At 44.2% G+C, this 12,922-nt stretch carries 12 protein-coding genes; all 12 read right to left on the bottom strand.

All coding sequences use genetic code 11. The features are described from left to right. Window positions 1-56: 56 nt before the first annotated feature. Window positions 57-1,409, bottom strand: a complete 1,353-nt coding sequence (locus tag AC3WRW_RS24550; RefSeq protein ID WP_492548871.1) for an ABC transporter substrate-binding protein — start codon at window positions 1,407-1,409, stop codon at window positions 57-59. A 167-nt stretch (window positions 1,410-1,576) separates the two neighbouring features. Continuing rightward, on the bottom strand, window positions 1,577-2,368 hold the full coding sequence (locus tag AC3WRW_RS24545; RefSeq protein ID WP_492548870.1) for a response regulator transcription factor: 792 nt from the start codon (window positions 2,366-2,368) through the stop codon (window positions 1,577-1,579). A 16-nt stretch (window positions 2,369-2,384) separates the two neighbouring features. Next, on the bottom strand, window positions 2,385-3,719 hold the full coding sequence (locus tag AC3WRW_RS24540) for an ABC transporter substrate-binding protein (RefSeq protein ID WP_492548869.1): 1,335 nt from the start codon (window positions 3,717-3,719) through the stop codon (window positions 2,385-2,387). Window positions 3,720-3,721: 2 nt separating this feature from the next. Beyond that, window positions 3,722-5,563, bottom strand: a complete 1,842-nt coding sequence (locus tag AC3WRW_RS24535; RefSeq protein ID WP_492548868.1) for a sensor histidine kinase — start codon at window positions 5,561-5,563, stop codon at window positions 3,722-3,724. A 136-nt stretch (window positions 5,564-5,699) separates the two neighbouring features. Further along, a complete protein-coding gene (gene pepF, locus AC3WRW_RS24530; RefSeq protein WP_492548867.1) occupies window positions 5,700-7,502 on the bottom strand; it encodes an oligoendopeptidase F in 1,803 nt (600 codons plus the stop codon). A 175-nt stretch (window positions 7,503-7,677) separates the two neighbouring features. After that, the gene (locus AC3WRW_RS24525; protein ID WP_492548866.1) at window positions 7,678-8,052 is read right to left on the bottom strand and encodes a hypothetical protein; all 375 of its coding nucleotides are present in this window, start codon (window positions 8,050-8,052) and stop codon (window positions 7,678-7,680) included. A gap of 173 nt (window positions 8,053-8,225) precedes the next feature. Then, window positions 8,226-8,552: a hypothetical protein gene (locus AC3WRW_RS24520; protein WP_492548865.1), complete on the bottom strand. Its 327-nt coding sequence runs from the start codon at window positions 8,550-8,552 to the stop codon at window positions 8,226-8,228. Window positions 8,553-9,449: 897 nt separating this feature from the next. After that, on the bottom strand, window positions 9,450-9,971 hold the full coding sequence (locus AC3WRW_RS24515) for a DUF4352 domain-containing protein (RefSeq protein ID WP_492548864.1): 522 nt from the start codon (window positions 9,969-9,971) through the stop codon (window positions 9,450-9,452). 20 nt (window positions 9,972-9,991) lie between these two features. Beyond that, window positions 9,992-10,567: a DUF4352 domain-containing protein gene (locus AC3WRW_RS24510; RefSeq protein WP_492548863.1), complete on the bottom strand. Its 576-nt coding sequence runs from the start codon at window positions 10,565-10,567 to the stop codon at window positions 9,992-9,994. After that, the gene (locus tag AC3WRW_RS24505) at window positions 10,564-11,217 is read right to left on the bottom strand and encodes an ABC transporter ATP-binding protein (protein ID WP_492548862.1); all 654 of its coding nucleotides are present in this window, start codon (window positions 11,215-11,217) and stop codon (window positions 10,564-10,566) included. The genes AC3WRW_RS24510 and AC3WRW_RS24505 overlap by 4 nt, the downstream gene beginning before the upstream one ends. Window positions 11,218-11,227: 10 nt before the next feature. Beyond that, window positions 11,228-11,965, bottom strand: a complete 738-nt coding sequence (locus AC3WRW_RS24500; protein ID WP_492548861.1) for a hypothetical protein — start codon at window positions 11,963-11,965, stop codon at window positions 11,228-11,230. 92 nt (window positions 11,966-12,057) lie between these two features. Continuing rightward, window positions 12,058-12,873, bottom strand: a complete 816-nt coding sequence (locus AC3WRW_RS24495; RefSeq protein WP_492548860.1) for a hypothetical protein — start codon at window positions 12,871-12,873, stop codon at window positions 12,058-12,060. Window positions 12,874-12,922 lie beyond the last annotated feature (49 nt).

Raw genomic sequence — 12,922 nt, 5'->3', positions numbered from 1 at the left:
CTCCAGAAAAACAGGGTCAGATGCCTAATTCGTCATCTGGCCCTGTCGATTTTTCCTTATTTTTTCATACCGTTGGCATCTTGTGCTTGTTTAAGCGCTTTTGCCGTTTGCTCTACATCGCCTTGGGTTACGAAGATATTGATCGCTTGGTTAGCCTGTGTTGTGAAGCCTTCAGGCGCTGCGGATCCGTGAGCCATACTCGGTGTGAGCTTGCTCTTCTTGAAATCTTCGATCGTCGTTTTACCGTATACATCGTATTTGGAAGTATCCGCATCAACCCTTGCCGGAATAGATCCTTTCAGCGGGTTAAACACGTCTTGACCTTCTACAGAGCCAAGAACCTTCAAAAACTCCTTAGCTGTCGCTTGGTCTTTGGAATCCTTAGGCAGAGCAAAGGTATCCGTTACGACCATGAACGTGCCGTCCGTATTCGGTGAGGCAACCCAGCCGAAATCTTCATTCGCTTTCAGTTTCAAATCCGTCGTGAAATAGCCTTTTGCCCAGTCACCCATATTGTTCATAGCCGCTTCGCCTTTGGCCACCAATTGGGCGGCGTCCTGCCAGTTGCGGGCAGCATGGTCCTTATTCACATAGGTCAGCATCTTTTTGAACGTTTCCAGCGATTTTTTCACACGGGCATCGTCGAACGGAATTTCGCCGGTCCACAGCTTCTTGTAATCGTCAGCTCCAAATTCGCCGAGCAAAACATTTTCGAACAACATCGTTGCTGTCCATGGCTCCTTATCGCCGAGCGCCAGCGGAGTAATGCCCTTCGCTTTCAATGCATCGGCTACTTTAATAAACTCATCGAAAGTCGTAGGCGCTTTCAAACCGTTTTGGTCAAAAATTTTCTTATTGTAGAAAATCACGTTGCCCCGGTGAATATTGACCGGAACGGAATAGATGTTTCCATCCTTGCTGACCATGTCAACCAGGTCTTTCGGGAACTTATCCTTCCAGCCCTCTTTGTCGTACAGATCATTCAACGGGCTGACCTTACCGGCAGCAACCCATCCCGTATTCAGCTCCGCACCGCCGTGAACTTGGAACGCTGAAGGCGGATCTCCGCCCTGCATGCGGGAAGCGAGAACGGCCTTCGCATTGGTTCCGGCGCCGCCGGCTACAGCGGCATTAATGACTTCGATGTCCGGATATTTATCTTTGAACAATTTAATAAGACCTTGAAGTCCCGCTTCTTCACCTGCGCCCGTCCACCAGCTAAAAATTTCCACCTGTTTTTTGGTTGCCGCCGGAGCCGGAGTAGCAGGCGCTGCCGTTGCGGCAGGCGTGTTCGCAGCCGCAGACGGAGCCGGGCTGTTATTAGCCTCATTGGTGCTCGAGCTGCATGCTGTAAGAAGTGAACCCGTTAATGTTACAGTAGAAAGAATGATAGATAATTTACGTTTCACAGTACTTCCCCTTTCAGATCGCTTTTGTATGAAACCGCTTTACAAAATTATCTTACTCAATTGGGGAAATACTTTTAATGAGGTAAATCTATCTTTTCTTCCGTTTTTTTGCACAATCGGCGCCCTGCCTGTCTTTAGGCTGTCTTTAGGCTGTCTTTAAGCTGTCTTTAGGCCCTCCTTGATCTGTAATCGCCCGGCGACATGCCCATTTGCTTTTGAAACCATTCGCTGAAATACCGGGGGTTGGGATAGCCGACGGCCTCCCCAATCTGATAAATCTTGAGGGTGCTGCTGCCAAGAAGCTCGCAGGCTTTCTCGATGCGCAAATGCGATAAATAATCACTGAACGATTTGCCCGTTTCTTGACGGAACAACCGGCTTAAGTAATTCGAAGTGACGAACAATTCTTCGGCAATTTGATGAAGATGAAGGTCCTCCGTGAATCTGGCGCCCATCATCTGAAGCGCTTTTTTGATCAAGTACGAGCTGGGCTCCTCCGATACTTTGGGTTCGAGGGCGGGTTTGTCCGGTTGAGTGTCCGGTTGAGCCGCTTCTTTCGTGCAGATCATCTTGGCTTTCTGCAAAGCAACTTCGATCTCTTCCACATCCGACGGTTTGAGCAGGTAATCCACAGCTCCTAATCGCAGCGCTTCTTGGGCGTATTTAAAATCGCCGTATCCGCTGAGGAAAATAACCTTGGTGTTCGACAGCAAGCGTTTCTCATTTTCCATTTCACGCAATCTGGCGACCAGCTCCAGCCCGGTCATATTGGGCATGCGAATATCCGACAAAAGGATATCGACGGGGTGGTCCTCCATATAACGGATAGCTTCCAGTCCGTCTTGAAATACTTGGACCAGATCGATCCCCAGCATCTCCCAATTGATATGCTCACTCAAGCCTTCCCGAATCCAAGTTTCGTCATCTATAATAACGGCACGGCAAACGGTCGCGTTCATCGAGGCATCCTCCGTCCTACTTCGAATTTCCATTCATTTTCCTGGTAAGCTGGCGCAGTTCACTCGCCGCATCTTTAAACGATACTTCCGGCTTGGCGTAAGAGGTAATGATTTTGGCCAAAGCCTTTTCTTCGATTTCGACCATAGCCGGATAATAGCTAATCGAAGGCTCATTTTTAGCAATGTCCATACTTTTCAAAATCAGCGCAAAATCCGGTCTAGTCTTTTTAAAGGAAGGGTCGTCTAGAATAGAACGCCGTGCCGGCACTCCGCCCTGCTGCGCATAGATCATCCCTCCGCGTTTCCCCGTCGCATACTCGAGAAACTTCCAGGCATCGACGGTATTTCTGCTGCTGGCATTAATGGCGAGCGTCCAGCCATGCTGGAACGGAACGCGCCTGATATTCCCGTCCCGATCTCGGGTACCCGGGATTAAGGCAATTTTTATGGAATCCTTATTGGGGTCGCTGTTCTGTTTAATCATGGGATAGGCCGCATTCCAATAGGGAGCTGCCATAGCGATTTCTCCCGCTATTAAAGCGTCCCGGGTTCTGGCAAAATCCCAGCTCAGCAAATCCTGCGGAACCAGCTTCTCCTGCACCAGCTTTTCCATATATTTGCCGGCTTGAATCGACTCCTCCCGGTCCAATAAAACTTTGCCGTCCTCTTCGTTCAGCACATCGCCGCCGAATGACCACAACAGCGACGCGAAGATCTTGGATCTTTCCTCCGGTATGACAGCAGGCATCGCGAGGCCCCATCTCGTCGGGGAATTCGGATTATTGCTTTTCGTATACGTTTTAGCCAGCTCGAATAATTCGTCCCAAGTTTCAGGCGGATTCGGGATTAAATCGCTCCGGTAATACAGAAAATGGGTGCTGATATCCGTTGGCAGCGCATAGGTCATATCTTGGTATTGGTAAGTGGACAGAAAATCGCTAACATCAAACGACGGCATATCGGTTAAATTTTTATTATTCATGAAAGGATCTAAAGGTAGAATCGCATGGACGGAGGCGAATTGGGCGATCGATGTATTAGGAATAGCGACGATATCAAACGATTCTGTCCCCGCTAACAGCTGCGTACCTACCGAAGTAAAATACACATCTCTTCCCAGTTCGATAAACTCCACTTGGATCCCCGTGTCCGCTTCGAACGTCTGCGAAATTTGACGCATCGCCGTAGATTCCGTCCCCGTTCGAATTAACACTTTGATTTTTTTGGTGCCCGCCAAAGCCTTAGGCGGATCCACCGTGACCTGGTCCAGCAGCAGCAAGCTGCTTAACGCCCAGACTAGAAGCAGAACGAACGAAACCAACATCAGCCTGTTAAAATGCAGCAATTTCAATGTTATGCCCCCTCTTGATTCTCACGGTACGAAGACAATCGATAAGGGATCGTAACCGTTACCACCGCTCCTTGATCCTCGCCTGCCGCAACCTCGATCCCGTATTCAAGCCCGAATGCCGTCTGTATTCGCTGCTGCACATTCCGAAGTCCCACATGGGTGGCGTTTGAGGCGGATGGCTGCAGCAAAAGGCGGACGCGAGCCAAATCGATCTGCCTGCCCGTATTCGATATGACGATATGCACCTTATCCTCTCTTCTGCCGGCTTTAATCGTCACTTTACCGCCATCCTCGCTTTTCGATACGCCATGTTCTAAAGCGTTTTCAATAAGCGGCTGCAAAATGAGCGGCATCACATTGATGTTTGTAACTTCGGGATCCATGTCAATTTCATAATACAGCTTGTCCCTGTATCTGAAGGATTGAATTTGCAAATAGTTTTCTACATGCTCAAGCTCTTTCCCCAGAGTCGTCCATTCCTGTCCGGCATTTAAAGTAAAACGGAAGAACCGCCCCAAAGCCGTAACCAGCTTGGAAATGGAATCCGCTTTGTGCTTCTTGGCCATCCAATAAATCATATCCAGCGTATTGTACAAAAAGTGAGGATGGATCTGCATTTGCAGAGCTTGAAGAAGCGCCTCGCGCTTTTCTTTCTGCTGCCTTTCATTCTCATGAATCAGATACTGAATACGGTCCATCATCCGGTTGAAGCTGAATTGCAAGATGCTGATCTCTCGAATGGGTCCCTGCGTTTCCCGTACATGAAGATTGTCTTTCGCTGCGAAGGCCATTAAGCGGGCCAAATTAATAACCGGCTTGGAAATGGCGGTAGCCAGAAGAAACGAGACAATGACGGAGACAAGAGCTCCGATTGCCGACATGATCAACAAGTAGCGCAATATTTTCTGATTGGGGCCGATTAATTCGTTGATTGGGACGACCGCCGTCATCTTCCATCCGCTAATTTTGGAAGTGTCGTAAGCAAGCAGCCATTTGCCATCGACGGTCTGCAGTCCTTGCCCCTGAGAAGGCAAAGCATTGATCGCTTGGCTGATCTTATTCGTAAGCGGCAGCTGGGGGTCCTGCTGGTAAATCACATCCCCGGACGAGTCTGAGACTAATAATGACCCTGTTGCACCAATTTGAACGTTCCGCAAATATTCGCTAATAAACAGATCGTTAAATTGAACAAATAAATAACCGCGAAGCTTTGCCGTATTGCTGTCTATAAGGCGTCTCGCAGCCGTGACAGAAGCGCGAACCGGCGTTTCGAAACCGTCCTTTGGGCGGTAGATCGATTTTTTGTCGGTAAACCAGTTCATTTTCAACGGCTGATTCTCAATTTGATCCAGAACAATTTTGTAATTCTCGCGATCCACTTGGTCATAGGAATAAAACAAATTTTCTGTAGAAAGAACATCATGATTGGCCGTTATAAAATAGATGGCCCGAATATGCTCCAGCCTGCCTCGAAACAAATTGGAGTACACCATATTTTTAAACTTCTGATTCGCTTCAAACAATTGAAACGAGGAGTCCAAGGGACCGTTCAAAAAATCCAGCGACTGCTCGTACAGCAAAGTCCAAGTGAGCCGGTCGATTTCTGACAGATTGGCATCCAAAGCCCGCTGAGTCTGTCCAACCGTTTGCAGCAGATAATGGCTCATCTGCTTTTGGAACAATTCATTTTCCTTTTTATAGGTAATATAGGTTATAACTACCAAAGGGAAAATCATGAGCAGTAGAAAGACGGACAGCAAGATCGTGCGAATCGAAATCAGTTTGCTGACACTGTTGATAGCGCTCACCCTTCCTTCCGAAGCAATACACGAATAATCTAACACGTTCCATTTGAAATGTTTGTCGAAACAAGTGAAAGAGCACATAAAAAATAAAAAAATGTAGGACAACTGATTTTTTTGCCAGAAAAAAACCTTCAATCCCGCGTCGATCGCGGCCTGAAGGTTTTCAGACAGGAGGTTATTCAAATAGCTGCTCAAGCTCGTCTATTAACGATCCGATGTAGCTGACAGCGCTCTGGATAGGTTTCGCTTCCGACATGTCGACACCGGCCAGCTTCATCAAGTCAAGCGGACTCATCGTTCCGCCAGCCTTCAACACATTCAGCCAACGATCGACAACCGGCTGCCCTTCCTCTTTCATGAGCTGGGCAACCGCTGTAGAGGCAGTTAAGCCGGCAGCGTAGGTATACGGATAGAGGCCCATATAGTAATGAGGCTGTCTCATCCAAGTCAGATGAGCCCCTGCATCAAGCTCCACCGTATCTCCCCAGAATTCGGAAAGCACCTCGCCTTTGAGGCTGGACAGCTTCTTCGCCGTCAGCGCTTCTCCTCGTTCCGCAGCGGCGTACACTCTTCTTTGCATGTCGCCTTCCAGCAAATGCGTGACGAAGTTATGATAATAGGTGTTCAATAGTTGTAAAATAACCCAACGCTTCATCCTCGGTTCGTCCGACTGCTTCAGGATATGCTCTGCCAGCAGCAGCTCGTTCATCGTAGATGGCGCTTCAATGAAATATAAAGAAGGACGGAAGTTGGTATAGGTCTGATTCCGGGCTGCGAGCATCAAATGACCTGCGTGCCCAAGCTCATGCGCTAAAGTAAAGGCGCTTCGCATATTGCCGCCCCATGTTATGAGAATATACGAATGCTTGCCGTATGGCGACGCACAGAACGCGCCGGTCGACTTGCCTACGTTGTCCGCGTAGTCAATCCAGCGCTGGGATAAAGCTTGCTCCATGAGCGCCGTATACTCCGGTCCCATAACACGCAGCGCTTCAAGAATCGTTCGGCCTGCTTCCTCGGTCGTTACCGAAGGATTGAAGTCCGGGTCGAACGGCGCCTTCAGATCGCAGAACAGAAGCCGATCTAGGCCCAGCACCTTTTTCTTCAACTGCATCAACCGCCGCATATGCGGCGCAAGCTCCGCAAGAATAACATCATGGATGTTATTGTACATTTCCTTCGTCACTTGCTGGGGCTGCAGCAGCATATCCGTTGCCGAATCGTAGCCACGCAAACGGGCGGTTACGACTTGCCGCTTCACTTCCGTGGCGTAAACGGCGGCAAAGGTGTTCTGGTACATCGCGAGCGTCTTGCTGAACGATTGGTAGGAAGCCCGGCGCAGCGCCGTATTCGCTGAAAACTCATAGTCCGTTTCAAACAGGGCAAAGGAAACCGGGTGCGTTACCCCCTCCGCATCTTGGACGGAGTCAAACGCGAGATCGGACAGCTTGCTCCGCTGATAAATCGTATACGGCGCTCCCAGCACTTCGCCGAGTGAGGCCAAAACGGCTTCCGTTTCTGCGCTAAGCTTGTGCCGTCTGGTTTCGAGCAAGTCGTTTAAGCTTTTGCGGAACGGCTCTAAGCGGGCTTCCTCCTTCAGGTATCCTTCTACCGTTCCTTCCGGCAGCTCCAGGATTTCGGAACGAATGAACGAAATCGCAGCCCCGATCCCCGACATGACATCACCGGAACGTGCGGAATTCGCTTGGTTGAGCGGATTGGTGGAATCTTCCGAGAAACGCAGCCTTGCATAGGCCGCTGCCAGCGAGCTGCGAGCGAGCAAAGCCTCCTGCGCCTCTAAGCAGTCTGCCAGCTGATTTGCTCCTGTATGTAATGTTCCCTTGTAAAGCTCTAATCGCGCTGCTTCCGCTTGTATGTCTTCCAGTTCATCTTCCCAGGCCTGCACACTCGTAAATAGCTCCTCCAGATTCCAAGTGAGCTCTACAGGTACTTCCTCTCTAAGTCGGCGTTGTTTCATGATTGGATAGCGCTCCTTCCTGCTGATGGTAGATTAGCTGCTCTCATCCCATAGCCATCAAGTTAATAATTAGAACATACCCCCCAAACAGGAAAAAATCAAATTTTCTTCCTTTAGGGGTGCAATTTGTCCTTAGCTTTGAGCAAGGGGTACCGCCAGAGTCAAATCATAAATATCACTTCACTTCCACTTTGATAACAAATGCAACATTTCCTTCAGACCATTCAGCAGTGTAATAGTATGTGTGCATTCCTTCGGAATATGGAACAACTATTTCATTTTTTGAATTGTCCAGTACAACTGATTTTTCTTTATTAAAAACTTCCTGAATAGTACCAATTTTTTTAGGACTTCTATCAAACGAAATGACGATTTTTGAATGAGGCGGTATGACGACAGGTTCAACATCAACATCAATGGCTGCCGAATCACCATAATCCGTTTCTGCTCCCCAGCGGTAAGTATGATATTTAGCAGGAATGGCAATATCCGTGTTTTCAACATGTGCTGTAGAAGTAGGCAGTGGTTTATTGTGAATATTGCTAAACATCGATTCGCAGGAACTGAGAAGCAAACAACAACATATCCACAAGCTAAATAACATGATTCTCATTAATTGATGTCCTCTCTCATAAGTATAAAGAAGAGGGAAAGCAGACTTCCTCTTTCCCTCTTCTAGCTAATATTAAAAACTTAATTCTATCGCTTATTATCTAAGAACAATCATCTCTCCAGCTTGAATTTTCGCTGCAACACGATTTTGCAAAGTTTGATCTGATGTCCATAGAATACCGTCTGTGAGAATGTTCCAGCAATCTCTGCCTTTTTCATTATTGTGCAGGTCCATGTTTTTATGTTGTAATCCCATTGCGGGTTATTAAGAACGTCATCTACGGTTAGAGATTTTTGCTTTTGTACATTGGAATTCTGCTCCAATTCGTTGGCTGTAGCAATTTTTTCGCTAGATTCAGCAAAGGCAGTCATAGGCGGGATACTTGCAACCAACATAGTGACAGCGGATAAAGTAACTAATGATTTCTTTAAATCCAACATTACCATTTCCTATTTTTACTAGATTAGGATTTTATAGTAACATAGATTTACCGAAAATATTGTAGAATCGTAGATTTTTAATATAAATTTTAGCAAATATGTATATATAGTGAACATTAATTATGATGTTTCTGTGACCCCCTATCGTTACAAGGGATCCGGAGGAAGTTCTCATACGGCAGGTAAGAAAATTCAACTTGAATACGAGCTAATCGCCGGAGAATTTTTACAAGTTGAGGTTGGACCAGGAAAAAACAATGATGATCTTGTATGGTGAAAAACGAGCGAAAACAGTGAAAAAGAAGGATCTTGCATTCGAGATTTAGGATACTTTTGTTTAGATGACTTCGAAGAAATGGAGCGACAAGGCGCTTTTTACGTTTCACAGTTAACGAAGCCTCAAAGACTTATTTAAGCTGTTCAAAATCCATTTCTTACTAAATGATTTGGATCAGATGATGAACTGTAGTATATGATACTTTATCTTTGTTCTTAGCTTGATGGGCATGTGCTCTCATCCCAAAAACATATATTCTATAATGTAAAAAAAGTCTGCCTCATCTCCAGCGTAGCCGCGGGCAGATAGCGACAGACTTTATTAAACGCTAACTAAAACATATTCTTGGGCGATGAATTTGGTTGTAATACATGCTGTCTTGAATTTGATTGGGTGACAAAAGCAAAGCGGAATACGGCTTTATTTCGCAAGGTGATTGAACCGCTAACCCGAAGAGAACGCTATGAACCACTGACTCCGATCGTGCTTATTCGATTATTTTGGCCACCGTATTATTTAATGCTTCTTTGGCTACGCCAAAACCCCAGAAATACCAAGAGTTACCACGAACTGCATAACTCATGGCATTACTATGGATACTAACAACGTACCTAGGATTAATTTAAATGAATGATCGTCTCTTTATTAAATTGAAAATGCTCTCGCTCATTTTCACGTGCAGGATACTTAAATTGTAAATCATTTGAATACTTTGGAATTTGAAAAACTAGTTTCCCCGCTACAATCTCACCTGGGTCAATCTCCTTCTTAATAAAATTTCCATTTTTCTTTAATTGTCTATGTACGTCGAAATCAAGTATATAAGTATCAAACTTTTTGTATAGTACATAGTCATCGATCAAATACTGGATAGATTGTTTGCCAACATTTTTGAGAGAGACATCAAAAGCTATATAAACATATCCCTCTTCAGCTGACCTTCCATTCATCGCAGGGTATTCACCATAGCCTAAAATCGTGGTTGCAAGCTCTCCCGTAATGACAGATTGCCCAATATTATATACTTTTGTTTCTGGCTTTATAACAAAATCTTTATTCACTTGATACAACCGGTACCCATAGAAGCCAGCTAATAGTACAATACCTACAAAAATAAGTATTCGTTTTCCTTTTAACATGATGACACTCCCAATCAGCACTATCTTTCCAGAAGAAGAATTTGTTTTTTGGTATTTGCGCTCTGACCTTCAAAATCCTCAACAGGTATATCTAATAACAGTTTTTTTTCGTTTTGATTGACATAATAAGCTATAGTTAACTCTAGTTTTTGATTTGGCGATAAAAGTATAATTTCTTCTTTCTTTTGATCGTAATAGTTTTTCTTGGTTAAAAAATTTGTCGCCCCGATATCAAGATCATAGTGAAAGTTTTCTTGCGTTGTGCTGACATCAAAACTACCAAAATTAAAGGTTAGATTTTCATTCCCTTTATTTTCAATATGTAAAGTAACAATTATGAACCCCCAGCCGCTACTTTTGTGTTCATTTACGAACCCCTCAATTTCGGGTGCAATTTGGAACTTTTCCACGGTAGTCTGAACGTTCCCTGACATGAGGGGCTCGCCCACTTTTCCTATAACTACAGGGGTGGATGCTTTCAAACTATGTTGTAGTTGTGCGCCTCGTTGTGCAAGCAATGTATTAACAAGCCAAACCGAAACAATAAGCAATACAATCGCAATCAGTAAACCGCCCCATTTCTTATTGTTAATCATACTGTGAACACTTCCTTATCCACAATAGTTCCGTTGCTTAAAAGAAACTTTTCGTCAACAAGCATTTCCAACTCTTCTTTTACATGACTGGCAATTAAAATGGTCTTGCCCCTATCCCGCAATTCGAGCAGCATCTGTTTGATAAGCTGAACACCTTCCTCATCCACCGCATTGGTTGGCTCATCTAAAACAATGAGGTCCGGATCTTCCATAATAGCTTGTGCAATACCAAGTCTTTGTTTCATACCAAGTGAATATTTCCGATATTTTCTCTTATCATCCGGATCCATTCCTAGCCGCTTTATCGCTTCACGGATTGCTGTATCATCAATTTCCCCCTTGATTGAAGCCAACACTTGTAGATTTTTAAATCCTGTATATCCACCCCAGAAACCTGGCTGTTCAATAAGCACACCTAAACTCCGGGGGAATGAAATATCTTGGCCCACTTTTTCACCATTTACTATCACTTCGCCATCAGTCGGCAAGATCAAACCGCAGATGGCTCGAAATAGCATCGTCTTTCCCGAACCATTTTTGCCTTGAAATCCATATATTCTACCACGATTCAATTGTAAATTAATGTCATGAAGGATCGTAGCACCTCGTATTCTTTTGCATAATTGACGAACTTCAACATAACAGTTCAAGTATATTCACTCACTTTCCGCTAGTCTTCTCTAAGAATTCAAGCTTGCTTACTATTAACAATCCAATGGAGATAAAGGCTAGTGTCACTCCTATGTTATACGCGTAGCCAAAAGCAAGCGTTAACTCTTTGTTGGAGAACTCATCGTATGCCATCAAATTAGAATGGGTTGTTAGCACAAATCGGCTTGGAATAAAAAATGCTGCTGTATACATCATTGTAGTGATCATATAGGCTGGAATTGAACCTATACTTAGGCTAATCAAAAACTGAACAAGAATTATAGCGATAGAAGTCGTTACAAAAATAAAAAACAAGTGCAATAAGAAATAACCTGAGTCTATAGATTGAAAATCTAGATAAATAATACCCGAAAGGCGGACATCTGAATTAACAAAAACGATTTGGTGCAGTAAGCTGGCCCCAACCACGGTTGTGAAGGCAGTTAAATAATAAACTACCGTGTAGAATCCAATGGTTATTACCTTCGAGATCCACCAATATGTCCTGCTGCCTATTCGAGTCATATGGTATATAAGCGAAGGTGAAAGCACGTTACTTACGTAGTTTCCGCCTAGAAAAGTCAGATATAATTGAGGAAATAGCCAAGTAAACGATAGTCTCTTAGCGTCTGGATTAAAACCGCCAAAAACAGATAATAGCGCGGTCCAGATACTGTTTCCCCCAGTTTGATTTGCAATTCCAGTCGAAATAAAGATCAGTATAAAGAACAGCAGCTGCCCTACCATATACACCCTATAATTAATTCGCCAAAATAACGATATATCATAAAAGATAAGCCGACTAATCTTATGCAAAGGATTCGATACCTTTCTATCATTTATTTATCATCAACATTCCAACGACGAAGCGCTAAATAGTCTCTACGATTTACGAAGTATTTTCCAATTAGGTACATAATTATGCTAAGAACAATCAAATAAGTGATACTGGCAATAAAAGATTTCCAATCGAACCAATAAGTCAAATAAAAAAACGAGAATCGGTATAACACCGAAACAAAGGACAAATAGGTATCAGAAATCGAAATGAGAATGAGCAGTATAAAGGCGATTACCCTGCTGTTTGCCAACATATACAACACAAGCAGTGTCATACCGGTCGCCCAATAAGACGCCCAGCCCATGAGAATAGACATTACAAGAACCACGGGTGTAGAAAATCGCCATGATTCATTTTTCCACACATCTACCAATTGTGTATTTTTTATATTTCTATATATAAAGCCCTCATTTGAAGTCCAATAATTTTCTAAAAGTATATTAAAAGAGGCAGCTAGTAACGTTACTCCTAATGTAAGAACAATAAATACAAAGGAATGGAATAATAGGCTAACCGATAACTGCCTCCAATAATTTACCCGACTTTCAAATCTTGTTATATAGCTATCATCTTTTTCTCTAGTGATCAATCCGATACAAAGTACAGCAAACATTGGTGAAACGATCAGGGAGAGAGACGGAGCCTGAAAGAACCTATATAGAACATCAGTTACTCCTATCCTGTAGTCTGGGTTAAATAGGAATACCAATCTTTTAATGCTGAAATAATTTGCGATAAACAACAAAAAACAAAAAATTGCATATGCACCCGACATGCGCCGTATTTCATATCGTATGCCCTTAAATTTCCTCACGTCGATAAGCCCCCATATACAGCAAGATTCCAGAAATAACAGTTATAAT

It is taken from the genome of Paenibacillus sp. FW126-R14, assembly GCF_058789495.1.
The sequence above is the reverse complement of the archived record's forward strand: the minus strand, read 5'-3'. Positions and strand labels throughout refer to the sequence as shown.

What these genes read in the sequence shown, in the direction of transcription:
- AC3WRW_RS24545 (WP_492548870.1), bottom strand. Translation starts at nt 2,368, where the DNA reads ATGAACGCGACCGTTTGCCGTGCCGTTATTATAGATGACGAAACTTGG.
- pepF (WP_492548867.1), bottom strand. Translation starts at nt 7,502, where the DNA reads ATGAAACAACGCCGACTTAGAGAGGAAGTACCTGTAGAGCTCACTTGG.
- AC3WRW_RS24525 (WP_492548866.1), bottom strand. Translation starts at nt 8,052, where the DNA reads ATGTTTAGCAATATTCACAATAAACCACTGCCTACTTCTACAGCACAT.
- AC3WRW_RS24515 (WP_492548864.1), bottom strand. Translation starts at nt 9,971, where the DNA reads ATGTTAAAAGGAAAACGAATACTTATTTTTGTAGGTATTGTACTATTA.
- AC3WRW_RS24510 (WP_492548863.1), bottom strand. Translation starts at nt 10,567, where the DNA reads ATGATTAACAATAAGAAATGGGGCGGTTTACTGATTGCGATTGTATTG.
- AC3WRW_RS24500 (WP_492548861.1), bottom strand. Translation starts at nt 11,965, where the DNA reads ATGGTAGGGCAGCTGCTGTTCTTTATACTGATCTTTATTTCGACTGGA.